Source organism: Bradyrhizobium sp. NBAIM03, assembly GCF_020194055.1.
Taxonomy (GTDB): Bacteria; Pseudomonadota; Alphaproteobacteria; order Rhizobiales; family Xanthobacteraceae; genus Bradyrhizobium; species Bradyrhizobium yuanmingense.
Genome location: NZ_JADYVS010000013.1, coordinates 22285 through 44907, shown reverse-complemented (window position 1 = coordinate 44907; position 22623 = coordinate 22285). Strand labels below are relative to the sequence as shown.

The following is a 22623-nucleotide window of genomic DNA, read 5'->3' as shown; positions in this document are numbered from 1 at the left end:
CATGGTTCCAGCTGCGAAAGGGTTGCATGACCGATCCCGCAACGCCGAACGGATGCGGCGGCTGGTCGCAGCCGGTCCTCCTTGATTCCGACAGGCGTACCTATAATTCTGAAGCGAACAAGAATCCGGGCCCCTCTGGCGAGGACGTCGACGTTCGTCGGCAAACCTCGCGATGTCGGATGACCAGTCCCGCGCGAATGCGATGGATCGGCCGATTGTCGGGCCCCCTGTTTCGTTTTCTCCGACCATTCGTCCCCATCGCAGCTCCGTGCGGCTATTTCGCAAGTTAAGGGAGCTACGATGTCCGGAACCAAGTCCTCAAATTCGATCGAGATCACGGAACCGTCCAGCCTGAATGAGCAGGCCGCGGCGGCCGTGGTGATCGTGGGCGCCCTGGTAGCGGTTGCTGACCGGCGCGTCTCACCCGTCGAACGCGACGAGGTGATCCGTTTCATCAGAGACCGCAAGCTGGCGCCGCACATCGGCGACGAACGGCTCCGTGCGATGTTCGACGAACTCGCCGAACGGCTCGAAGAGCCGGATTTTGCCAACGTCGTGATCGATACGCTGCGACCGGTTTCGAACCTGCCGCTGTCGTCGCATCTGGTGGAGCTGTCGGAGCGCGTTGCTGCCGCAGACGAGGACGTACATCCCCACGAAGTCCAGGCGATTAAATTGTTGCGCTTGCTGACGCTGGTGCTGCCGCGCGCGAAGCCGGTCGGGGCGAGTGCGCCGGGCCCCAAGCTGCAGGCCGCCTCGAAGGGGTAAGCATGAGCACGATTTCGAACGAGCGCGCCAGGCAAACCGAGGGGAACACCGAGCAGATCGCTGGTGGAGACCCGCGCCTGGCCAAGCTCGTCGACCGCCTGCCGCCGCGCATGAGCGACACCCTGACCTATCTGCTCAAGCCGTCCAGCCGCTGGGTCAGGATCCCCTCGGGCACGCTGCTGGTCGTCGGCGGTGTGCTCTCCATCCTCCCGGTGCTCGGCGTCTGGATGCTGCCGCTCGGCCTTGCTCTGCTCGCCGAGGACGTGCCTGCGCTGCGCTCCTCCCGTTCAAAAGTCTTCGACTGGATCGAGCGGCGCAAGCCGCATTGGCTCGATCCGTCTGCCTCTAGGAATGATCAATCATGACTGAACTCATCACCGCCGAAGCGCTGTCCGCGCTGTTTCAAGTCATCCTGATCGATCTCGTGCTCGCCGGCGACAATGCCGTCGTCATCGGCCTTGCGGCTGCCGGCCTGCCGGCCGAGCAGCGCCGCCGCGCCATCATCGTCGGTATCGCCGCTGCCACCGCACTGCGTATCGCCTTCGCCGGCGTTGCGACCCAGCTTCTGCAAGTGATCGGCCTTCTGCTCGCCGGCGGCGTGTTGCTGCTCTGGGTCTGCTGGAAGATGTGGCGCGAGCTGCGCGAGCAGGCCGCGCATTCGAAAGAACTCGCATTCGATAGTAACGGCGCAGGTGCTGCGCCGGTACAGCAGCCGGTAACGCAGAAGACTTTCGGCCAAGCGGCGGTGCAGATCGTCGCCGCCGACGTGTCGATGTCGCTCGACAACGTGCTCGCGGTCGCGGGCGCCGCGCGGGAGCATCCCTACATCCTGGCCTTCGGCCTGCTCTTGTCGGTTGGGATGATGGGCGTTGCCGCGGATCTGCTTGGCCGTTTGCTCCAGAAGCAGCGCTGGGTGGCCTATGTCGGCCTCGCCATCATCCTTTACGTCTCGTTTGAGATGATCTATCGCGGCACGCTGGAACTTGCACCGGTGATTGCGAGTCTCTGAGGCGACAATCTACCGCAGTCCGGAGTGATCAATGACGTCTGAACCCAAAGCACCTTCGGCGCGGGCCGCGCCGTTGCCGCCGGTCGGCCTGCTTCCGAAGCTGATCTTCGGCTCGCGCTGGCTGCAGCTGCCGCTCTATGTTGGCCTCATTGTCGCCCAGTCCGTCTATGTGCTGTTGTTCCTGAAGGAGCTCTGGCACCTCGTCTTGCATTCGTTCGACGCCAGCGAGCAGCAGATCATGCTGGTCGTGCTCGGGCTGATTGACGTCGTCATGATCTCGAACCTTCTGATCATGGTAATCGTGGGTGGATACGAGACCTTCGTTTCCCGGCTGAACCTCAGCGGCCATCCGGACGAGCCGGAATGGCTCGGTCACGTCAATGCCAGCGTGCTCAAGATCAAGCTTGCAATGGCGATCATCGGCATCTCCTCGATCTCGCTGCTCAGGACCTTCATCGAGGCCGGCAATCTCGGCACGACCCGCAGCAATTTCACCGAGAGCGGGGTAATGTGGCAGGTGCTGATTCATATGACCTTCATCGTCTCGGCGGTCGGCATCGCCTGGGTCGACCGCCTCAGCGAGAGCGGCCATCGCAAGGCGGCCGAGCACGGCTGATAAGCTGGCCGCCCAATACCTCCCGAGCGGCCAATCCTGGAGCCCGCCTGATCGTCCGGTTGGGCGGGCTCTCTTTCGAGATCGATAAAATTGTCTGCAATCGGTTCAGTGCCGGCAAACGCTGCCGACAAGAAGCCGGGCGCCTTAAACCAGGCCTTTGGAACCGATCTGCATCCTGCCCGCAAAGGGCAGGGCATCGGGCATGACAATTCTCAGGGAGATCGTCGCAGCGGTCGCGGGAGTCTACGCGCTCCTGCTGGTCTGTGACGCATTGTTCGGCGTCGGCGAGGCGCGCTTCGACGACGCTTATTACCGCGCAAGCTTCTACGCACCGCGGCCGAAGGAGTTTCGGTTCGCGAGCGACACGCCGCCGGCGGTGCGCGTCAGCGACGCCTTCGCGCAGTTCGCACCTAGCGACGCCAAGCCGAACCGGCGCTACTCGTCGCTGACGACGATCATCCGCTGACGCAGCCTCATTCCCCCTGAATCCATTCCGCGACGCCGCGCCACAGCGTGTCGCGGTGCTCGGGGCGGAAGAAGCCGAAATGGCCTATTCCCTTGGCGCCGACGTCGGACGGTTTGACCATCAGCACCTCCGGCTTGATCGCAGTGAATCCGCTCGCGAGCAACTCGACCGCGGGCCGCGTCGCCCAGGGATCGTCGGAGAAGCATAGGGAGCGCAGCTCGCCCTTGAACCTGGCGAAGTTCTCGAGTGCCGGCAGCTTTGAATCGAACAGATAGCGCGGGCTCGAGACCCATTCGGTCCATTGCAGGAAGACGCCCTTGGGCAAATCCTCGCCGACGCCGGCCCAGCCCGGTGCGTAACCGAGTGCATGGACCAGCGGCACGCCGACAAAATTCATGAAGGCGTAGACCCGGTATTTCTCCGGCGAGGTCATCAACCGCCATGTCGCGGCCTGCGAGGCCACCAAGGCCGCGCGCGAGATCTCGCTGTTGTTCGCGATCAGCCCGAGCGCCTGGCCGCCGAAGGAATGGCCGATATAGGCGAGCGGCAGGGCATGATAGCGCTCGCGCATCCAACTGACCGCGGCGGTGACGTCGAGCGCGGCCCAGTCCGACATCGAGGCCTTGAAGCCGACCAGCGATTTTGGCTGGTTGTAGCCGACCATCGCCGGCAGGCGGGAATCGCCGATGCCGCGATAATCGTAGGTCAGCACCGCGCAGCCGCGATGGGCGAGGTAGGAGGCAAAGCCCCGATAGATCTTTCGCGGCACGGCGGTCGCCGAATTGATCAGGACGGCATGGCGCTTGGCGCCGCGCGGCAGGAACAGGGTGCCGGTCAGGGCATAGCCGTCGGCTGCCGGGAAGCTGATCTCGTCGATGAAAACGTCATCCAGTGCCGCGCCCATGGCGGTCGGTGTCCTGTCGGATTCCTCAAGCCTGCCCAAGCAAATGCGAATTCGGCTTTGGCCGCAAGGGTTTGCGCTGCGAAATGGATTTACAACTGGCGGGGCGTGGCCGGCCTGTGTATAAGGCGGCCCTCGCAACCCCTAGATCAGGTTGTGGTTTTTGCTTCACGGAGAGATTGCGATGTCCGAGCGGTGGACGCCCGAGTCCTGGCGCAGCAAGCCGGTGCTACAGGTGCCCGAATATCCCGACACCAAGGCTCTGGCTGACGTCGAGGCGCAGCTTGCGACCTTTCCGCCGCTGGTGTTCGCAGGCGAGGCGCGCAATCTGAAGAAGGCTTTGGGCCGCGTTGCGGCGGGCGAAGCCTTCCTGCTGCAGGGCGGCGACTGCGCCGAGAGCTTCGCCGAGCACGGCGCCAACAACATCCGCGACTTCTTCCGCGTGCTGCTGCAGATGGCGGTGGTGCTGACCTATGCCGGCGCGGTGCCGGTGGTGAAGGTCGGCCGCATCGCCGGCCAATTCGCCAAACCGCGCTCGTCGGCGACCGAGAAGGTGAATGGCGTCGAGCTGCCGAGCTATCGCGGCGACATCGTCAACGACATCGCCTTCACCAGCGAAGCGCGCATTCCCGATCCGCAGCGCCAGCTGATGGCCTATCGCCAGTCCGCCGCGACGCTGAACCTGCTCCGCGCGTTCGCCACCGGCGGCTTCGCCAATCTCGGCAGCGTGCATCAATGGATGCTGGGTTTCCTCAAGGATAGCCCGCAGTCACGCCGCTACAAGGAGCTGGCCGACCGCATCTCGGACGCGCTCAACTTCATGCGCGCCTGCGGCCTCGACCTCGAGAGCCATCCGGAGCTGCGTGCCACCGATTTCTACACCAGCCATGAGGCGCTGCTGCTCGGCTACGAGCAGGCCATGACCCGCGTCGATTCCACCACCGGCGACTGGTACGCGACCTCGGGCCACATGATCTGGATCGGCGATCGCACCCGCCAGCTCGATCACGGCCATGTCGAATATTTCCGCGGCATCAAGAATCCGATCGGGCTGAAGTGCGGCCCCTCGCTCAAGGTGGACGAGCTGCTGAAGCTGATCGACGTGCTCAATCCCGACAACGAGCCGGGCCGGCTGACGCTGATCGGCCGCTTCGGCTCCGACAAGATCGGCGAGCATCTGCCGAACATGGTCCGCGCCGTGAAGCGCGAGGGCCGGGTGGTGGTCTGGTCCTGCGATCCCATGCACGGCAACACCATCACCTCGACGTCCGGCTACAAGACTCGCCCGTTCGACCGCATCCTGTCCGAGGTCAAGTCGTTCTTCGCGGTCCACGCCGCCGAGGGCACCCATGCCGGCGGCGTGCATCTGGAGATGACCGGCCAGGACGTCACCGAATGTCTCGGCGGCGCCCGCGCGATCACGGATGAGGATCTCAACGATCGCTACCACACGGTCTGCGATCCCCGCCTCAACGCCGAGCAATCCATCGATATGGCGTTCCTGGTCGCGGAGCTGCTCAAGCAGGAGCGCGCCGGCAAGGCTCAGCCGATTCCGGCCGCAGCGGGGCTGTAAGACCTTGCTGCGGATCTGGAAGGCCACGATCAATTCCCGCAACGGGCTGGCCTTTGCGTTCCGGTCGGAGCAGGCGGTCCGCGAGGAGATCTTTGCGCTGCTGCTGTCGGTGCCGCTCGCCTGGTTCATCGGCGCCACCGCGATGCGCGCGGTCGAATTGGTGTGCTCTGTCGCTTTCGTGCTGACGGTCGAGTTGCTCAATACCGCGATCGAGAAGCTCGCCGACCGGCTGACCTTGGATCACGACAAGCAGATCGGCCGAGTCAAGGACATGGGCTCGGCCGCGGTTGGCGTTGCGCTCTTGATGACCGGCGCGTTCTGGATCATTGCCATCATCGAGCGATTGGGGTTCCTCTAGAGCGCGGAGACAATCCATTGCGCGTGGGTGTCCGAGGTCCCTTCACCTCTCCCCAACGGGGAGAGGTCGATTTGTGTCTCGCGATGCGGAGCATCGTCGAGCTCAAATCGGGTGAGGGAGCTCAGCTCCCACGAGACACCGTAACCCCTCACCCGAATTGCATCTCCGACGCAATTCGACCTCTCCCTTCGGGAGAGGTGAAAGCGAGCGCGCGATGACCGAACGTCTCGACACATTCGCGGTCACGCTCGCCCAGCTCAATCCGACCATGGGCGACGTGGAGGGCAATGCGGCCAAGGCGCGCGCGGCGCGGGCGCAGGCCAAGTCCGGCGGCGCCGATCTCGTGTTGTTTCCAGAACTGTTCATCGCCGGCTATCCGCCGGAAGACCTGGTGCAGAAGCCCGCCTTCCAGGCCGCCTGCCGCGCCGCGATCGAAAGCCTCGCGCGCGAGACCGCCGATGGCGGGCCTGCGATGCTGGTCGGCACGCCCTGGGTCGAGGAGGGCATGCTCTACAATGCCTGTGCGCTGCTCGACGGCGGGCGCATCGCGAGCCTGCGTTTCAAGTGCAACCTGCCGAATTACGGCGTGTTCGACGAGAAGCGGCTGTTTTCGCGCGGCCCTGCCGCCGGTCCCGTGACTGTGCGCGGCGTGCGCATCGGTGTGCCGATCTGCGAGGACATCTGGCTGGAAGAGTCCGAGGATTACGAGAACGTGGTCGAGACGCTGGCCGAGACCGGCGCCGAGATCATCCTGGTGCCGAACGGCTCGCCTTACGCCCGCGACAAGAACGACGTGCGCCTGTCGGTCGCGGTGGCGCGCGTCACGGAGAGCGGGCTGCCGCTGGTCTATCTCAACCAGGTCGGCGGCCAGGACGAGCTCGTGTTCGACGGCGCATCCTTCGCGCTCAATGGCGATCTCTCGCTCGCGGCGCAGCTGCCGGCCTTCGAAGAGGGCATCGTCACGCTGCGCTTCAGCAGAAACGGCGACGACTGGCGCTGCAGCGGGCCGATCGCCGAGCTGCCCGAGGGCGACAAGGCCGACTACGCCGCCTGCGTGCTGGGCTTACGCGATTACGTCACCAAGAACGGCTTTCCAGGCGTGCTGCTCGGCATCTCCGGCGGCATCGATTCGGCGCTCTGCGCGGCGATCGCGGTCGACGCGCTCGGCGTCGACCAGGTGCATGGCGTGATGCTGCCTTACCGCTACACCGCGCCGCATTCGATCGCGGATGCCGGCGAGCTCGCCGGCCATCTCGGCATCCGCTACGAGGTGCTGCCGATCGCCGAAGCCGTGACCGGGTTCGAGACGATCCTGTCCGGCATCTTCAAGAACCTGCCGCCCGATATCACCGAGGAGAACCTCCAGGCCCGCACCCGCGGCACGCTGCTGATGGCGATCTCCAACAAGACCGGGCTGATGGTGGTGACGACCGGCAACAAGTCGGAGATGTCGGTCGGCTACGCCACGCTTTATGGCGACATGAACGGCGGCTTCAACCCGATGAAGGACATCTACAAGACGCAGGTGTTCCGCCTGGCAAGCCTGCGCAATTCCTGGAAGCCGGAGGGCGCGCTCGGCCCTGCCGGCGAGGTGATCCCGCCCGACATCATCACGCGCCCGCCGACCGCGGAGCTGCGCGAGAACCAGACCGATCAGGACTCGTTGCCGCCTTACGACGTGCTCGATGCCATCCTGGAGCGCCTGGTCGAGCGCGAGGAGCCGCTCGACCAGATCATCGCCGCCGGCTTCGACCGCGAGACGGTGATCCGGATCGATCATCTGCTCAACGTCGCCGAATACAAGCGCCGCCAGGCCGCGCCTGGGGTGAAGGTGACACCGAAGAATTTCGGCCGCGACCGCCGTTATCCCATCACCAACCGTTTTCGCGACAAGGGCCAGCCGTTGCCGGCGACGGATGAGGCGCTGGTGTCACGTGGAAGCACGGCGTCAATCGACGCATTCGAGGGGTGAAGCCTGGCCTGAGCGACGGCAGGCGCTATGACGGGGTTGCGAAAAACAGCACCCTCAGGAAGCGCGTGTATTCGGATTCGAGCGCCATGATCGCCACAAATACGAATACCACGACCGGCGGCAGCAGGATGGCATAGGTCAAGGCCAGCCGCTCCCAGGCCATGTGCATGAAGACGGCGACGATCAGGCCGGCCTTCAACATCATGAACAGCAGGATCAGCGACCACCTCAGATAGCCATGCAGGCCAAAGTAGTCGACGAGGTAGGAGAACGTGCTGAGGACGAACAACCAGCCCCAGACCACGAGGTAGAGCTTGATCGGGTGCTGTTGCCCCTCGGCGTGAACGGCTTCCGTTGCGACTGCGCCGTGCGCCGGAGCGTGGAGCCGCTCTTCCATGTGTACCGCCGCGTTTGTCATGCGCCGACCTCACCAAAGATAGAAGAATGCAAAGATGAACACCCACACGAGATCGACGAAGTGCCAGTACAGGCCCGTGATCTCGACGATCTCGTAATTCCCCCTTCGGCTCGTGAAGAAGCCGCGCCTCTCGACGTCGAAGTCGCCACGAAAGACCTTTCGCGCGATGGCGATCAGGAAGATCACACCGAACGTCACATGGGTGCCGTGGAAGCCGGTGATCATGAAGAAGCTCGCACCAAACTGCGGGGCGCCCCATGGATTGCCCCAGGGCCGGACGCCCTCCATGATCAGCTTGGTCCATTCGAAGGCCTGCATTCCGACGAAGGTCGCGCCGAAGGCTGCAGTGACCAGCATCAGGATCGCGGTTCTCACCCGATCGCGGCGGTAGCCGAAATTGACGGCCATCGCCATCGTACCGCTGCTGCTGATCAGCACGAAGGTCATGATGGCGATCAGGATCAGGGGCATGTGGTTGCCCCCGATATCGAGGGCGAAGACTTCGCTGGGATTGGGCCACGGCACGGTCGTCGACATGCGCGCCGTCATGTAGGAGAGCAGGAAGCAACTGAAGATGAAGGTGTCGCTGAGGAGGAAGATCCACATCATGGCCTTGCCCCAGGACACGTTCTTGAAGGCGCGCTGATCGGACGCCCAGTCGGCGGCGATGCCGCGCCAGCCTTCAAGCCGCGCAGGCGATTGGCCCGGATTTGTCAGCACGGTCTCAGCCATCTGGTCTCGCCTCCCTAGCTCAGCAATTGGCGGCAGATGTCGACGAAATCGTCGGTCCAGCCGGTGAGAAGACCGAGCAGGACAAGCCAGACCAACAGCAGGAAGTGCCAGTAGATGGCGCACAGCTCCACGCTCAAGCGCATGCCGGCGATCTCGGCGCCGCGCCACATCTTGGCCGAGGTTCGGCCCAAGGCCACCAGACCGCCCGTCAGGTGCAGCCCGTGCACTGCGGTCAACAGGTAGAAGAAGGAATTCGATGGATTGGACGCCACGAAATATCCCGCAGCCCCGAGCCGTTGCCAGGCCAGGAGCTGCCCGGCGAGGAAGATCACGGCAGATGCTCCGCCCGCGAGCAGACCGATCATGACGCCTTCGGTATCGTGTCGGCGCGCGGCCACGTAAGACCATTGCAGCGCGACACTGCTCAGGACCAGGACGCCCGTGTTGACCCACAGCAGCCGCGGCACCGGCAGCGGCCGCCAGTCCACCACGCTCATGCGCATGGAGTAGGCGCTGATGAAGAGGATGAACAAGGCGCTCGCGACCGCGAGAAACACGCCAAGTCCGATCTTCGCTGCCGGCCAGGTTATGGCATCGCCGCCGGGGAAGTCACCGGCCGGGCCTTCCTCCAGCCAGGGCTTGGCCGTCAGGCGCTGTTGCGACAGCCACCATCCGGCGATCACCGCAAGCACAGCCAGGAACAGGATGATGGCGCTCACGAAGCAGCTCCCTGAACGAGCTGAGTCGCGCGCGGCGGCTGGTTCTGCGGAATGAAGTCCTCCGCGGCACCGGGCACACTGTAATCATAGGCCCAGCGGTACACGACAGGGAGCTCCTTGCCCCAGTTGCCGTGCGCTGGGGGCGTCTCCGGCGTCTGCCACTCCAGCGTCGTCGCCCGCCACGGATTGCCGCCTGAGGCCTCACCTTTGAACAGGCTCCAGACAAGGTTGAACAGGAACACCATCTGGCTAAAGCCGACGATCAAGGCCACCACGGAGATGAAGGCGTTGAGTGAATGGGCCGAGGACGGGATGAACGTCGTATCCAGGAGTTCGAAATACCGGCGCGGGACCCCGAGCAGTCCAAGATAGTGCATGGGGAAGAAGATCAGGTAGGCGCCGAGGAAGGTGACCCAGAAGTGAAACTTGCCCATGGCCTCGTTCAGCATCCGCCCCGTGACCTTTGGGTACCAATGATAGATCGCGCCGAGCACGACCATGATCGGCGCCACGCCCATCACCATGTGGAAATGGGCGACCACGAACATGGTATCCGAGAGGGGCACGTCCACGACGACGTTGCCGAGGAAGAGGCCGGTGAGCCCGCCGTTCACGAAGGTGACGATGAAGCCGAGGGCGAACAGCATCGGCACCGTGAGATGAATGTCGCCGCGCCACAGGGTCAGCACCCAGTTGTAGACCTTGATCGCGGTGGGGATTGCGATGATGAGCGTCGTGGTGGCGAAGAAGTACCCGAATTGCGGGAACATGCCGCTCACATACATGTGGTGCGCCCATACGATGAAGCTGAGCGCGCCGATGGCTACGATCGCCCAGACCATCATGCGATAACCAAAGATGTTCTTGCGCGCATGCGTGCTGATCAGATCGGAGACGATGCCGAAGGCGGGCAGGGCAACGATGTAGACTTCGGGATGACCGAAGAACCAGAACAGGTGCTGGAAGAGCAACGGGCTGCCGCCGCCATGTTTCGATAGCGTGCCCATCTCGAGGAGGGCGGGCATGAAGAAGCTGGTTCCCAAGAGACGGTCGAACAGCAGCATGACCGAGGCAACGAACAATGCAGGGAACGCGAGGAGCGCCATAACGGTCGCCGTGAAAATGCCCCACACCGTCAGGGGCAGGCGCATCAAGGTCATGCCGCGCGTGCGCGCCTGCAACACAGTGACCACATAGTTCAGCCCGCCCATGGTGAAGCCGATGATGAACAGGATCAGGGACGCGAGCATGAGAAGGATGCCCCAATCCTGCCCGGGCGTTCCTGAAAGGATTGCTTGCGGCGGGTACAGCGTCCAACCGGCGCCGGTGGGGCCACCGGGCACGAAGAATGTCGAGGCAAGCACCAGGACTGCGAGCAGGTAAATCCAGTAGCTCAGCATGTTCACATAGGGGAAGACCATGTCCCTGGCGCCGACCATCAGCGGGATCAGGTAGTTGCCGAAGCCGCCCAGGAACAATGCGGTGAGCAGGTAAATCACCATGATCATGCCGTGCATGGTGATGAACTGGAGGTACTGGTTGGCATCGATGAAAGAGAACGTGCCGGGGAATCCCAGTTGCAGCCGCATCAGCCACGACAGCACCAGGGCCACCAGCCCGATGGCCGTGGCCGTCAGCGAATACTGAATGGCGATCACCTTGGCGTCCTGCGAGAACACATATCGTGTCCACCAGCTCCGCGGATGATAGAGCTCGACGTCAGGTACTTCGGCAGGCGGGATGCCGGGGATCCCTTCATATGGAACATCGACCATAGAACCTCCTCGGTCGTTCCATCGGGGGGAGGCGCTGGCCTCTTGCGCCCGATCTATCTTCGGCGGCAGCTTGCTACTTGCTGCCGGATTGGTACGTCGTCTTCACGACGGCTTTTGCCGGCGATAATTCTGCGAACGTTTTTTGTTGCTCCAGCCAAGCGTGATATTCACGCTCTTCGTCGACGATGACCTTGGCCCGCATTTGATAGTGAGCAGTGCCACAAAGCTCCGCACAGAGGACATCGAAGGTTCCGGTTCGGATCGGCGTGATCCAGAAATAGGTCACCATGCCTGGAACCATGTCCATCTTGGCTCGGAATTCGGGCACGTAGAAATCGTGCAGGACATCAACCGAGCGGAGGAGAACCTTGACCGGCTTTCCGACTTGAAGGTGCAGGTCGCCGCTCTCGATCACGACATCGTCCTGCGCGTGCCGGTCGTCACGATTCAGCCCCATCGGATTGTCGGAAGCGATGTTGCGAACATCGGATGTGCCCAACTGCCCATCCTTGCCCGGAAGGCGGAAGCTCCACTGCCATTGCTGGCCCATGACCTCGATCTCGGTGGCATCCGCAGGCACCGTCACGAACTGGTGCCAGACCACGAGGCCAGGCGCCAGCATGGCCGCGACGCCGACGCCGGTCCCGACGCTCAGCCACCATTCGAGCCTTTTGTTTTCCGGATTGTAGTCAGCCCTTCTTCCCTCTCTATGGCGAAAGCGGAAGACGCAGTAAGCCATGAAGGCGATCACGGCGACGAAAACAAAGCCCGTGATCCAGAACGTGATGTTGATCGTGTGGTCGATATAGGCCCAGTTCGTGGCGATCGGCGTCCACCACCACGGGCTGTAGATGTGAAACAGCACCGAGCCGATCGCGACCAGAAGCAGTATCAGTGCGACAGCCATCCTGATCCATCCTTGCCATCGAAGGCTACGGATACGAATCCCGGGCGGAGCTCATGTCTGTCGCGATGGCTGGCCTTTCTTGGCATATGCCATCGCCGGCCTCTTGCTTCGCCCAGTCCACCGATCGCGAAATCAAGAGAACGCTCGCGACCTTCAACTCTAAGGGCGTCTGCGTCTAAAATGATCCCAGCCTAATCCGGCGTCAATAGAGCAATAGAGGTGCCCGAATTGGTGTGATTGCCGGTGCTGGCAAACCGACAAGCATCCGGTGCCCATTGTTCGGTTTGGGTGATGCAACGCACAAATCCGTGCTGGTGCGCAATTCACCCAACCGTGAGTGCAGTCGTGCTCCGCGCGCGCTAAGCTTGCCGGGCAGGTCGCGACGGGTTCCGTCCGGCCAGGCTCGGTTACTGAACCTGGGTTGCCGTACCAGACCCATCGCGTTTCCTGCTCGTCAGGCGGACACGCGTGGCTGAAGAGCGCGTGTTGTCGAAAACCGCGATTTTCAGCTCGGGAGGGTCCGTACATGGCCACTCTGTACTCCCACGACATCAGGCGGCGCGCATTCGGCGAAGCGACCTCCTATCCCATTCGCAAGATAAGCTTGTCCGACCTGACCGAGGTCCTGCGCCTGGGTTGGGGTGATTTCCAGGCGATGCCGAGTCACGCGATCGTCGTGTGCCTGATTTATCCCGTTCTCGGTCTCGTCCTGTTCAGGATGGTGCTCGGCTATTCGGTGCTACCGCTACTGTTTCCGCTGGCCGCCGGCTTTGCCTTGATCGGTCCTTTTGCCGCGATCGGTCTCTACGAACTCAGCCGTCGTCGCGAGCGCGGCGAAGAGGTCGAAGCATGGGATGCGATCAAGGTGCTGCGCGCACCGTCGTTCGGCGCCATGGTCGAACTCGGCGTGCTCCTGCTGGTCCTGTTCGGGGCCTGGATCGGTGCCGCGAACGCAATCTATGTCGCGATCTTCGGTCACGCTGCGGCCGCAAGCATACCCGACTTCGCAACGCGCGTGCTGACGACACCCGAAGGCTGGTCGCTCATCATCACCGGTTGCGGTGTCGGCTTCCTGTTTGCGGTTGTGGCATTGTGCGTTAGCGTCGTGTCATTTCCGTTGATGCTGGACCGTCATGCGACGGCGATCGACGCGATCCGCACGTCGCTCCGAGCGGTGGCGGCGAATCCGGTTGCGATGGCCGGATGGGGCCTCATCGTGGCGGCTCTGCTCGTGATCGGCTCGCTGCCGCTCTTCGTCGGTCTCGCCGTCGTTCTGCCGGTGCTCGGTCATGCCACCTGGCACCTCTATCGGCGGGTGGTCGAGCCCAATCCGAACCCACCGGATGCACCGCTTCCGCCCCGGAAGGGCAGGCGCTACGCAGCAGACTTTCCGGCCAATCTCTTCCCGTGGAGCCGCGAGGGCGAGCCGTAACAGCGGAACGGCCGCGCTGGGACGCCCGCGCGGAGCATGACAGAGCGACGGCCTACTTCTGCTGCTGCGGCAGAAAGGTCGGGCCGACCGAGCGGATCGGCTTGTTCTCCGACGCGGGGCTCGCGTCCGCGGGTGGCGTGGCGACCGGTGCGGCAGCAGTTGCTGGCGCAGGAGCCGCGCCTTTCTTGGCATTGGCAGGCTGCGGCGCGCCCTTGTTGAGCCGTTGCTGCTGCATCTTCCTGGCGCTTTCCTCGGTGACGATGATGTCGCCCTGCTGCTCGGCCGCGGCCTTGTCATCGGCCGATTTCAGCGCATCCGCCCAGGTCTGTCCCGCAGCCTTGCAGGAGCAGGACGGGTTGAACTCGCTGCGGAATTTGAATGCGGTCGGCAGCGCCGTGTAGGGCTGGCCGCCGATCGAGACCGCAGCGTTCATATCCTCGCCGGGATTGCGATGGCTGTAGAGCACGGCTTCCGCCGCCGGGCACAGCGCCTTGCAGGTCTTCTCATCGTCAGGGAAGCGCGCCGGCACGGTGGCAAAGGAGATCGGGAAATAAGCGCCGTCGCAGGTGCGCACGCAGACGGTGCGGAAGGTGCCGGATTGCGGGCCAAGATCGGAGGGCGGCATGGCCTGCGGATTGTTCGGGTTGTTGCCGCCGAACAGATTGCTGAGGAAGTTGCCGCCGCCCTGCTGCTGCACGGCATTGGCATATTGCGGGCCGCAATTGTTCTGCGCCAGCGCCATCAGCACCGAGCGGCGCTGGTTGTCGCGCTCCGGGTTGGCGCCGGGGCCGCCGCGCAGCCGCTCGAGGCTGCCGGTAATCTGGTCCAGATTGGCGCGCATCTGCTGGATCTGGGTGTTGACCGGGCCGCACTGCGCCGACTGGCCGTTGAAGAGCGAGAAGAAGCCGGAGGAATCGCAGCCCATGCGCTTGGCCTGCATGGTGACACGGTCGAGCTCGGCCTGCTGCTTGGCCTGGGAATCCTGGTAGCGGCGGATCTGCTCTTCGCGCGCGGCATCACCTCCGCCGCGATCGAGCGCGGCGAGTTGGGCTTCCAGCCGCACGCACATCGGGTTCGGTCCGAGCCCGTTCTGGCCGGGCTGGGGCGGCGGGCCGGCCTGCGCCAAAGCGCCATCGGCGAGCACGAGTGTGCCGAGGAGCACGGTGCAGGCAAGGAGGGAGCGGGCACGGAGGAGAGAGAAGAATTCAGGCATATCCGCCATTCTAGCGAGGTCACGGCCCAGCGTGATCATCCAAGTGGGGTGGGGGCCGAAGCGCGCCCTCCCAATAGCCGCTTCCTGCGGCATCGTCACGTCGTTTCAGGGGCCGAGCTGGTCCTAAGGTCCGCCAGCTCCGAGGGAATTCAGCGCTGGCAGGTGATTGCGACATATTCGTCGCAATGGCCATGGGAGCAGTTTGTGCCGGATTTGGGGACGGAGCCGGTAATTTCATCGGGATCGACCCGGCGATAGCCTGATGCCTTTGCAAAATCTCGTGACTGGCAATAGGTGCGCGCGGCGGAGGCGCCGCATGTGTCGCCCTTGGTGTCGTTCTTGGCCAGGCACTGGTCGGCGATGATGAAGACGCGGGTCTCGGCGCACGCCTGAGGTGCTGCAAGGAGCGAGGCGCCGAAAATGAGCGCGAGCAGGGATCGCATGAAAATACCGGAGCAAAAAATCAGGGAACTGCAGTTCCAGAATGGCCTCAAATGGTTAGGGGATCATGAAGCCTTAAGGCAGGCCGCGCCCCTTGCGGAGGCAAAAACGGCATTTTCGCGGCCCTTGACGCCGGGGCCCGTGGTGGCCCATATGTGGCCGCATGAACGGTCTCCTCGCCATTTGCGCCATTTGCCGCGAGATTACGAGCTAGCGATTCGCTGGCTGGAGCCGTCTTTTCTCAAACACATTGAGAGCCTTGGACGCCCGGCCGAGAGGGATGGGTTGTCATGGAATTGCGTCTTTACGATACGCTGAGCCGGGAAAAGCGCACCTTCGTGCCGCTCGATCCGAACAACGTCCGCATGTATGTCTGCGGACCGACGGTCTATGACTTCGCCCATATCGGCAATGCGCGGCCGGTGATCGTGTTCGACGTGCTGTTTCGGCTGCTGCGCCACATCTACGGCGAGGCGCACGTCAAATATGTCCGCAACATCACCGACGTCGACGACAAGATCAACGACCGCGCCGCGCGCGACTTTCCCGGCCTGCCGCTGAACGAGGCCATTCGCAAGGTCACCGAGCAGACCGGCAAGCAGTTCCATGCCGACGTCGATGCGCTCGGCGCGCTTCGGCCGAGCGTCGAGCCGCGCGCCACCGAGCATATCGGCGAGATGCGCGAGATCATCGAGAAGCTGGTCGCCGGCGGCTTTGCCTATGTCGCCGAGGACCACGTGCTGTTCTCGCCGCAGGCGATGAACGCGGCCAATTCCGCGCTGCCGCGTTATGGCGCGCTGTCGAAGCGCTCGCTCGACGAGATGATCGCCGGCGCGCGGGTCGATGTTGCGCCCTACAAGCGCGATGCGACCGACTTCGTGCTGTGGAAGCCGTCGAAGCCGGGCGAGCCGTCCTGGCCGTCGCCATCCGGCATCAAGGCGGAGGGGCGTCCGGGCTGGCACATCGAGTGCTCAGCGATGGCCTGGAAGCATCTCGGCGAGCATTTCGACATCCATGGCGGCGGCATCGATCTCGTGTTTCCGCACCACGAGAACGAGGTCGCGCAGACCTGCTGCGCCTTCCATCGCGAGCGCATGGCGAATTATTGGATGCACAACGGCTTCTTGCAGGTCGAGAGCGAGAAGATGTCGAAGAGCCTCGGCAACTTCATCACGATCCACGAGCTGCTCAGGGATTGGCCGGGTGAGGTGCTGCGCCTCAACATGCTCAAGACGCATTACCGCTCGCCGATCGACTGGACCATGAAGTCGCTGGAGGAGAGCGCCAAGACGCTCGACGACTGGTATCGCGTCGCGGCCGATGTCGTGTCCGGCGAGCCGGCTCCGTCGGTGGTCGAACCGCTGCTCGACGACCTCAACACGCCGCAGGCGATCGCGGCGCTGCACGGCCTCCGCGGCAACGATATCGCAGGTCTTGCGGGCTCGTTGCGGCTGCTCGGATTCCTCTCCGAGAGCGCGGCGCAGTGGGAAGGGCGCAAGCAGCAGGCGAGCGGGATCGACGCCAAGGAGGTCGAGCGCCTGCTCGCGGAGCGAACAGCTGCGCGTAGCCGCAAGGACTTTGGCGAGTCCGACCGCATTCGCGATCTGCTCGCTGCGATGGGCGTCGCGATCAAGGACTCCAAGGAAGGCACCACCTGGGAGATCGCCCGATGAAGCGCCCCGAGACGCCTTTCCCGCGGCACTGGCTCTATTACATCGCGCTGAAAATCGCGCTGCTCGCCGGCGCGGTGGCGATCGTGCTCAAGCTTTATGGGATGTGGTAAGGACGATGGGACAGACTTTGCCAAAGCCCGCACTGAGGCCCTTCCTGCCGGCGGATGTGCCGATGCTCGCCGCGATCTTCGCCGCCAGCATCGAGGAGTTGACCGGCGACGATTATAGCGAGGCGCAGCAGGAAGCCTGGATGGCGGCGGCCGAGGACGAGGAGTTCGGCAAGCGGCTTGCGTCCGACCTGACGCTGATCGCGACGCTGGAAGGCTCGCCTGTCGGCTTCGCCTCGCTGCGCGGCAATGATCACATCCGCATGCTCTATGTGCATCCGGCCGTGGCCGGGCAGGGCATCGCGACCATGCTGGTCGACGCGCTGGAGAAGCTCGCCGGCGGCCGCGGCGCCAAGAGCCTCTCGGTCGACGCCAGCGATACCGCGGAGGGCTTCTTCGCCAAGCGCGGCTACACCGCCCAGCAGCGCAACAGCGTCACCATCAACGACGAGTGGCTCGCCAACACCACCATGAAGAAGACGCTCGGAGCGGGGCAATGAGCAAGCAGCGTCTCTATCTGTTCGACACCACGCTGCGCGATGGGGCGCAGACCAACGGCGTCGACTTCACGCTGGCGGACAAGCAGGTCATCGCGGCGATGCTCGATGATCTCGGCATCGACTATGTCGAGGGCGGCTATCCCGGCGCCAACCCGCTCGACACGGAGTTCTTTGGCTCCAAGCCCAAGCTCAATCATGCGCGCTTCACCGCCTTCGGCATGACGCGCCGGGCGGGACGGTCGGTGTCCAACGATCCGGGCGTTGCGGGCCTTTTGGAAGCGAAGGCGGACGCGATCTGCTTCGTGGCGAAGGCGTCGGCCTATCAGGTCCGCGTCGCGCTGGAGACCACGAAGGAAGAAAATCTCGCCTCGATCCGCGACAGCGTCGCGGCGGCGAAGGCGGCCGGCCGCGAGGTGATGCTAGATTGCGAGCATTTCTTCGACGGCTACAAGGAAGACGCCGCCTTTGCGCTTGCCTGCGCCAAGGCCGCCTTCGATGCCGGTGCGCGCTGGGTGGTGCTGTGCGACACCAACGGCGGCACCATGCCTGATGAGGTCGAGGTCATCGTCAGAGACGTGACCAGGCACATCCCCGGCGATCACGTCGGCATCCACGCCCATAACGACACCGAGCAGGCGGTGGCCAATTCGCTCGCCGCGGTGCGTGCCGGCGCGCGGCAGATCCAGGGCACGCTGAACGGCCTCGGCGAGCGCTGCGGCAATGCCAATCTCTGCTCGCTGATCCCGACGCTGAAGCTGAAGACGGGGTTTGCCGACGCCTTCGAGATCGGCGTCACCACGGAGAAGCTGGCGACGCTCGTCAAGGTGTCGCGCACGCTCGACGACATGCTCAACCGCGTGCCGAACCGGCATGCTCCTTATGTCGGCGAGAGCGCCTTCGTCACCAAGACCGGCATCCATGCCTCCGCCGTGCTGAAGGATCCGCAGACCTACGAGCATGTGTTGCCGGAGCTGGTCGGCAATCACCGCAAGGTGCTGGTGTCCGACCAGGCCGGGCGCTCCAACGTCATCGCCGAGCTCGACCGCGCCGGTATCCCTTACGAGAAGAGCGATCCGAAGCTGACGCGTCTCGTCGAGGAATTGAAGGAGCGCGAGGCGGCCGGCTATGCCTATGAATCCGCCAACGCCTCGTTCGAGCTCCTGGCGCGCCGCACGCTCGGCAAGGTGCCGCATTATTTCGAGGTCGAGCAGTTCGACGTCAACGTCGAGCAGCGCTACAACGCGCTCGGCGAACGCGTCACGGTGGCGCTCGCGGTGGTCAAGGTCGACGTCGCCGGCGAGCATCTGATCTCGGCGGCCGAAGGCAACGGTCCCGTCAACGCGCTCGACGTCGCCCTGCGCAAGGACCTCGGCAAGTACCAGAAGTTCATCGAGGGCCTGACACTGATCGACTATCGCGTCCGTATCCTCAATGGCGGCACCGGCGCGGTCACGCGCGTGCTGATCGAGAGCGAGGACGAGAACGGCGATCGTTGGACCACCGTCGGCGTGTCCCCGAACATCATCGATGCCTCGTTCCAGGCGCTGATGGATTCGGTAATCTACAAGCTCGTGAAGTCGGACGCGCCGGCGTAACCCCCACGACGACTGTCATTCCCCGCGAAGGCGGGGAATCCAGTACGCTGCGGCCCATCGATTTATCTACTGCTGTCACGGAGTACTGGATCGCCCGGTCAAGCCGGGCGATGACACCGAGGATGGGGAAAGGGCACGGCCATGATCGACCACATCTCCGTCGGCGTCAGCGATCTCGATCGCGCCGCAAAGTTCTACGAGGCGACGCTCGCCGCACTCGGCCTCGCGCGCCTCGTCACGCGGCCGCGGACGATCGGGTTTGGCAAGGCCTATCCGGAGTTCTGGATCAATCTGCGCGAGGGCATGCCGCGTGTCGCGCCGGAGAGCGGCGTGCACATCTGCCTGCGGGCGAAAACCGCGGCCGAGGTCGATGCGTTTCACGCAGCTGCGCTGTCCGCTGGCGGCGCCTCCGACGGCGCACCGGGCCTCCGCCCGCACGATCGCGTGCGCTACTACGCCGCCTTCGTCACCGATCCCGACGGCAACCGGATCGAGGCGGTGACGTTTCCGCAGGAATAGGGACGGTCTAAAGCGCGATGCGATTAGGATGGATCGTCATCGCGCTTTAGGTTGTTGTTTGAGCATGATCTTTTCGGAAAACCGCTTCACACTTTTCCGGATCATGCTTTAGAGCCGCCGGGCCACGTCGGGCGCGAGATCGCGCTGGTCGTCAGGGATCTGCGCCGCCGCGGCGCGCAGCCGTGGGATGATCTCCTCGACCTTGTCCGCCTTCAGGATATCGACGGTGAGGCCGGCGCGGATGAACTGGGTCTGCCGCATGTGGGCCACCAGGGAGAACAGCGGCTCCCAGAAGCCGTCGACATTGGCGAGCAGCACGGGCTTGGCGTGACGGCCGAGTTGCTGCCAGGTCAGCTGCTCCACCAGCTCCTCCAGCGTGCCGAGCCCGCCGGGCAGGGCCACGAAGGCGTCGGAGCGCTCGAACATCAGCCGCTTGCGCTCGTGCATGTCGGGTGTGACGACCATCTCCTGCACGCGCGTCAGCGCATTCTCGCGCATCCGCAGGAAGTCGGGGATGATGCCGGTGACCATGCCGCCGTGATCCAGCACGGAGGTCGCAACCGCGCCCATCAGGCCGAGCGAGCCGCCGCCATAGACGAGGCGGATCTTGCTTTCCGCCAGCGCTTTGCCGAGCGCCTTCGCTGCTTCAATGAAGTTGGGATTTGTTCCAGGGCCGGAGCCGCAATAGACACAGACGGTTTTGATCGTGCTCATTGGTGCCATGATGCATTGCAGCGAAGTGGCGTCAAGCCCAAACGGTGATTCGATACGTCCGGGAATTTACCGGTAAATCGCGACAAACAATCGAAGATTCGCCATCTGGCGGGGTGCGCGGGCATCGGGAAGGCTCTATATGACGGGCGAAAATCGTTAATCGCAGTTGCGCCCGCACCCGGCGGGCTTCGGGTTTGTTGATGGACCAACCTCAATCCTTCGACGGCGCCGACGTTCCTGATCCTTCCGTGGCAGGACCGCAGGCCGGGGCCACGCTGATGGGCACGCTGGCACATCTGTGGCCCTACATCTGGCCCGGCGACCGTTCCGACCTGAAGATGAGGGTGGTCTGGTCGCTGGTGCTGCTGCTCGCCGCCAAGCTGATCACGCTCACCGTGCCGTTCAGCTTCAAATGGGCGACGGATGCGCTGACCGGCGCCAACACCGCGCCGGTAGCGGCCGACAATTGGCATCTCTGGGTGATCGCCTCGCCTTTGCTGCTGACCGCGAGCTACGGCGTGATGCGCATCCTGATGGCGGTGCTGACGCAATGGCGCGACGGCATCTTCGCCCGCGTCGCCATGCATGCGGTGCGCAAGCTCGCGACCCTCACCTTCATCCACATGCACGAGCTGTCGCTGCGCTTTCACCTGGAGCGCAAGACCGGCGGCCTCACGCGCGTGCTCGAGCGCGGCCGCGAGGGCATCGAGGTTATCGTGCGCATGGTGATCCTGCAGCTGATCCCGACCATCGTCGAGGTCTCGCTGCTGCTGGCGGTGCTGCTCTGGCAATTCGACTGGCGTTACGTCGTCGCGACCCTGATCACGGTCACGCTCTATATGTACTACACCTACGTCGCGACCGAGTGGCGGATCGGCATCCGCCGCAAGATGAACGATTCCGACACCGAGGCGAACACCAAGGCGATCGACTCGCTGCTCAACTACGAGACGGTGAAGTATTTCAGTGCCGAGGCACGCGAGGCGCAGCGCTACGACAGGTCGGTCGAGCGCTACGAGGAGGCGAGCGTCCGCACCTACACCTCGCTCGCGGTGCTCAACACAGGCCAGGCGGTGATCTTCACGCTGGGCCTGACCGCGACCATGCTGATGTGCGCGATCGGCGTGCGCAACGGCACCAACACGGTCGGCGATTTCGTGCTGGTCAACGCCATGATGATCCAGCTCTACCAGCCGCTGAACTTCATGGGCATGGTCTATCGCGAGATCAAGCAGGCGATCATCGACATCGAGAAGATGTTCGGCGTGCTCAGCCGCGAGGCCGAGATCAAGGACGCGCCTGGCGCGAAGCCGCTGGCCATCTCCGCCGGCACGGTGCGCTTCGAGGACGTGCGCTTTGCCTATGAGCCGGCGCGCCCCATCCTCAAGGGCATCAGCTTCGAAGTGCCGGCCGGAAAGACGGTTGCCATCGTCGGCCCCTCCGGCGCCGGCAAATCGACCATCTCGCGGCTCCTGTTTCGCCTCTATGATGTCTCCGGCGGCAGGATCCTGATCGACGGCCAGGACATCCGCGAGGTCACGCAGGCCAGCCTGCGCGCATCGATCGGAATGGTGCCGCAGGACACCGTGCTGTTCAACGACAGCATCCGCTACAACATCCGCTACGGCCGCTGGGATGCGACCGATGCCGAGGTCGAGGAGGCGGCGCGGCTGGCGCAGATCGACCACTTCATCCGCATGGCGCCGAAGGGCTACGAGACCCAGGTCGGCGAGCGCGGCCTGAAGCTGTCGGGCGGCGAGAAGCAGCGCGTCGCGATCGCGCGCACGGTGCTCAAGGCGCCGCCGATCCTGGTGCTCGACGAGGCGACCTCGGCGCTCGACACCCATACGGAGCACGAGATCCAGGGGGCGCTCGACCGCGTGGCGAAGAACCGCACCTCCCTGGTGATCGCGCATCGGCTTTCCACCATCGTCGGCGCCGACGAGATCATCGTGCTGGACCAGGGCCGCATCGCCGAGCGCGGCACTCACGCGAGCCTGCTCGCGCAGGGCGGGCTCTATGCCAGCATGTGGAACAGGCAGCGCGAGGCCGAGGAGGCCCGCGAGAAGCTGGCCAAGATGGCCGACACCAATGCCGCGCCTAACCGGGAGCCGCCGCCGGTCGATGATAGCCTGACGACGCCCGCGGCGGCGGAGTGACCTTGTCTCCGGTCCCAAGTCTGGCCTAAACAAAGTCTGGCCTAAACAAGCCCGCG

The 22623-nt window shown here is 64.0% G+C and carries 23 protein-coding genes; 14 read left to right on the top strand and 9 right to left on the bottom strand.

Going from position 1 to position 22623, the window contains the following annotated elements:
- Positions 1-300: 300 nt before the first annotated feature.
- The 5 genes from I6F21_RS20440 (at position 301) to I6F21_RS20420 (ending at position 2859) form a co-directional block, all read left to right on the top strand.
- On the top strand, positions 301-768 hold the full coding sequence (locus I6F21_RS20440) for a TerB family tellurite resistance protein (RefSeq protein WP_109144143.1): 468 nt from the start codon (positions 301-303) through the stop codon (positions 766-768).
- A gap of 2 nt (positions 769-770) precedes the next feature.
- Positions 771-1133: a hypothetical protein gene (locus tag I6F21_RS20435; protein WP_036022245.1), complete on the top strand. Its 363-nt coding sequence runs from the start codon at positions 771-773 to the stop codon at positions 1131-1133.
- Complete coding sequence (locus I6F21_RS20430; protein WP_036022248.1) at positions 1130-1777, top strand: TerC family protein; 648 nt, start codon at positions 1130-1132, stop codon at positions 1775-1777. Before I6F21_RS20435 ends, I6F21_RS20430 begins: the two co-directional genes overlap by 4 nt.
- A 31-nt stretch (positions 1778-1808) precedes the next feature.
- Positions 1809-2393, top strand: a complete 585-nt coding sequence (locus I6F21_RS20425) for a TIGR00645 family protein (protein ID WP_036022249.1) — start codon at positions 1809-1811, stop codon at positions 2391-2393.
- Positions 2394-2595: 202 nt separating this feature from the next.
- The gene (locus tag I6F21_RS20420) at positions 2596-2859 is read left to right on the top strand and encodes a hypothetical protein (protein WP_036001521.1); all 264 of its coding nucleotides are present in this window, start codon (positions 2596-2598) and stop codon (positions 2857-2859) included.
- A 7-nt stretch (positions 2860-2866) separates the two neighbouring features.
- On the opposite strand, the gene I6F21_RS20415 is transcribed toward I6F21_RS20420, so the two are convergent.
- The gene (locus I6F21_RS20415) at positions 2867-3763 is read right to left on the bottom strand and encodes an alpha/beta fold hydrolase (RefSeq protein ID WP_225132832.1); all 897 of its coding nucleotides are present in this window, start codon (positions 3761-3763) and stop codon (positions 2867-2869) included.
- A gap of 181 nt (positions 3764-3944) precedes the next feature.
- Here I6F21_RS20415 and I6F21_RS20410 point away from each other — a divergent pair, with 181 nt between their 5' ends.
- From I6F21_RS20410 to I6F21_RS20400, 3 genes are all read left to right on the top strand, one after another.
- A complete protein-coding gene (locus tag I6F21_RS20410) occupies positions 3945-5333 on the top strand; it encodes a 3-deoxy-7-phosphoheptulonate synthase class II (RefSeq protein ID WP_225141419.1) in 1389 nt (462 codons plus the stop codon).
- 4 nt (positions 5334-5337) lie between these two features.
- Positions 5338-5691, top strand: a complete 354-nt coding sequence (locus I6F21_RS20405) for a diacylglycerol kinase (protein ID WP_036001513.1) — start codon at positions 5338-5340, stop codon at positions 5689-5691.
- A gap of 214 nt (positions 5692-5905) precedes the next feature.
- Positions 5906-7663 carry an NAD+ synthase gene (locus tag I6F21_RS20400; protein WP_225142773.1) on the top strand — a complete coding sequence of 586 codons (1758 nt, stop codon included), beginning with the start codon at positions 5906-5908 and terminating at the stop codon, positions 7661-7663.
- Between the two features lie 25 nt (positions 7664-7688).
- Here the strand turns inward: I6F21_RS20400 and I6F21_RS20395 are convergent, their stop codons facing one another.
- The 5 genes from I6F21_RS20395 to I6F21_RS20375 form a co-directional block, all read right to left on the bottom strand.
- Positions 7689-8081 carry a cytochrome C oxidase subunit IV family protein gene (locus I6F21_RS20395; protein ID WP_036001507.1) on the bottom strand — a complete coding sequence of 131 codons (393 nt, stop codon included), beginning with the start codon at positions 8079-8081 and terminating at the stop codon, positions 7689-7691.
- A 9-nt stretch (positions 8082-8090) separates the two neighbouring features.
- On the bottom strand, positions 8091-8813 hold the full coding sequence (locus tag I6F21_RS20390) for a heme-copper oxidase subunit III family protein (protein WP_036001504.1): 723 nt from the start codon (positions 8811-8813) through the stop codon (positions 8091-8093).
- 14 nt (positions 8814-8827) lie between these two features.
- Positions 8828-9532 (bottom strand): cytochrome c oxidase subunit 3, encoded by a 705-nt coding sequence (locus I6F21_RS20385; protein WP_036001502.1) that lies wholly within the window; start codon positions 9530-9532, stop codon positions 8828-8830.
- Positions 9529-11307, bottom strand: coding sequence for a cbb3-type cytochrome c oxidase subunit I (locus I6F21_RS20380; RefSeq protein WP_036001499.1), 1779 nt, complete (start codon positions 11305-11307; stop codon positions 9529-9531). The genes I6F21_RS20385 and I6F21_RS20380 overlap by 4 nt, the downstream gene beginning before the upstream one ends.
- A 73-nt stretch (positions 11308-11380) precedes the next feature.
- The gene (locus I6F21_RS20375; RefSeq protein WP_036001495.1) at positions 11381-12214 is read right to left on the bottom strand and encodes a cytochrome c oxidase subunit II; all 834 of its coding nucleotides are present in this window, start codon (positions 12212-12214) and stop codon (positions 11381-11383) included.
- A gap of 526 nt (positions 12215-12740) precedes the next feature.
- On the opposite strand from I6F21_RS20375, the gene I6F21_RS20370 reads away from it, so the two are divergent.
- Positions 12741-13646: a DUF2189 domain-containing protein gene (locus I6F21_RS20370; protein WP_225142775.1), complete on the top strand. Its 906-nt coding sequence runs from the start codon at positions 12741-12743 to the stop codon at positions 13644-13646.
- 52 nt (positions 13647-13698) lie between these two features.
- Here the strand turns inward: I6F21_RS20370 and I6F21_RS20365 are convergent, their stop codons facing one another.
- Positions 13699-14868, bottom strand: a complete 1170-nt coding sequence (locus tag I6F21_RS20365) for a DUF2865 domain-containing protein (RefSeq protein ID WP_074447864.1) — start codon at positions 14866-14868, stop codon at positions 13699-13701.
- Between the two features lie 140 nt (positions 14869-15008).
- Entirely contained in the window at positions 15009-15302 is a 294-nt protein-coding gene (locus I6F21_RS20360) for a hypothetical protein (protein WP_225142777.1), read from the bottom strand.
- Positions 15303-15590: 288 nt separating this feature from the next.
- Between I6F21_RS20360 and cysS the strand changes: the two genes are divergently transcribed.
- The 4 genes from cysS to I6F21_RS20340 all read left to right on the top strand — a co-directional run bounded on the left by cysS (position 15591) and on the right by I6F21_RS20340 (position 19694).
- Positions 15591-16973 carry a cysteine--tRNA ligase gene (gene cysS, locus I6F21_RS20355; protein ID WP_225142779.1) on the top strand — a complete coding sequence of 461 codons (1383 nt, stop codon included), beginning with the start codon at positions 15591-15593 and terminating at the stop codon, positions 16971-16973.
- Between the two features lie 115 nt (positions 16974-17088).
- The gene (locus I6F21_RS20350; RefSeq protein WP_036001471.1) at positions 17089-17580 is read left to right on the top strand and encodes a GNAT family N-acetyltransferase; all 492 of its coding nucleotides are present in this window, start codon (positions 17089-17091) and stop codon (positions 17578-17580) included.
- Positions 17577-19175: a citramalate synthase gene (gene cimA / locus I6F21_RS20345; RefSeq protein WP_109144134.1), complete on the top strand. Its 1599-nt coding sequence runs from the start codon at positions 17577-17579 to the stop codon at positions 19173-19175. Before I6F21_RS20350 ends, cimA begins: the two co-directional genes overlap by 4 nt.
- Before the next feature lie 141 nt (positions 19176-19316).
- Complete coding sequence (locus tag I6F21_RS20340) at positions 19317-19694, top strand: VOC family protein (RefSeq protein ID WP_036001466.1); 378 nt, start codon at positions 19317-19319, stop codon at positions 19692-19694.
- 108 nt (positions 19695-19802) lie between these two features.
- Here I6F21_RS20340 and I6F21_RS20335 read toward each other — a convergent pair whose 3' ends face one another.
- Entirely contained in the window at positions 19803-20408 is a 606-nt protein-coding gene (locus I6F21_RS20335; RefSeq protein WP_025035586.1) for a TIGR00730 family Rossman fold protein, read from the bottom strand.
- Positions 20409-20608: 200 nt separating this feature from the next.
- On the opposite strand from I6F21_RS20335, the gene I6F21_RS20330 reads away from it, so the two are divergent.
- Entirely contained in the window at positions 20609-22567 is a 1959-nt protein-coding gene (locus I6F21_RS20330; protein WP_225142781.1) for an ABC transporter ATP-binding protein/permease, read from the top strand.
- The last annotated feature ends 56 nt before the right edge of the window (positions 22568-22623 follow it).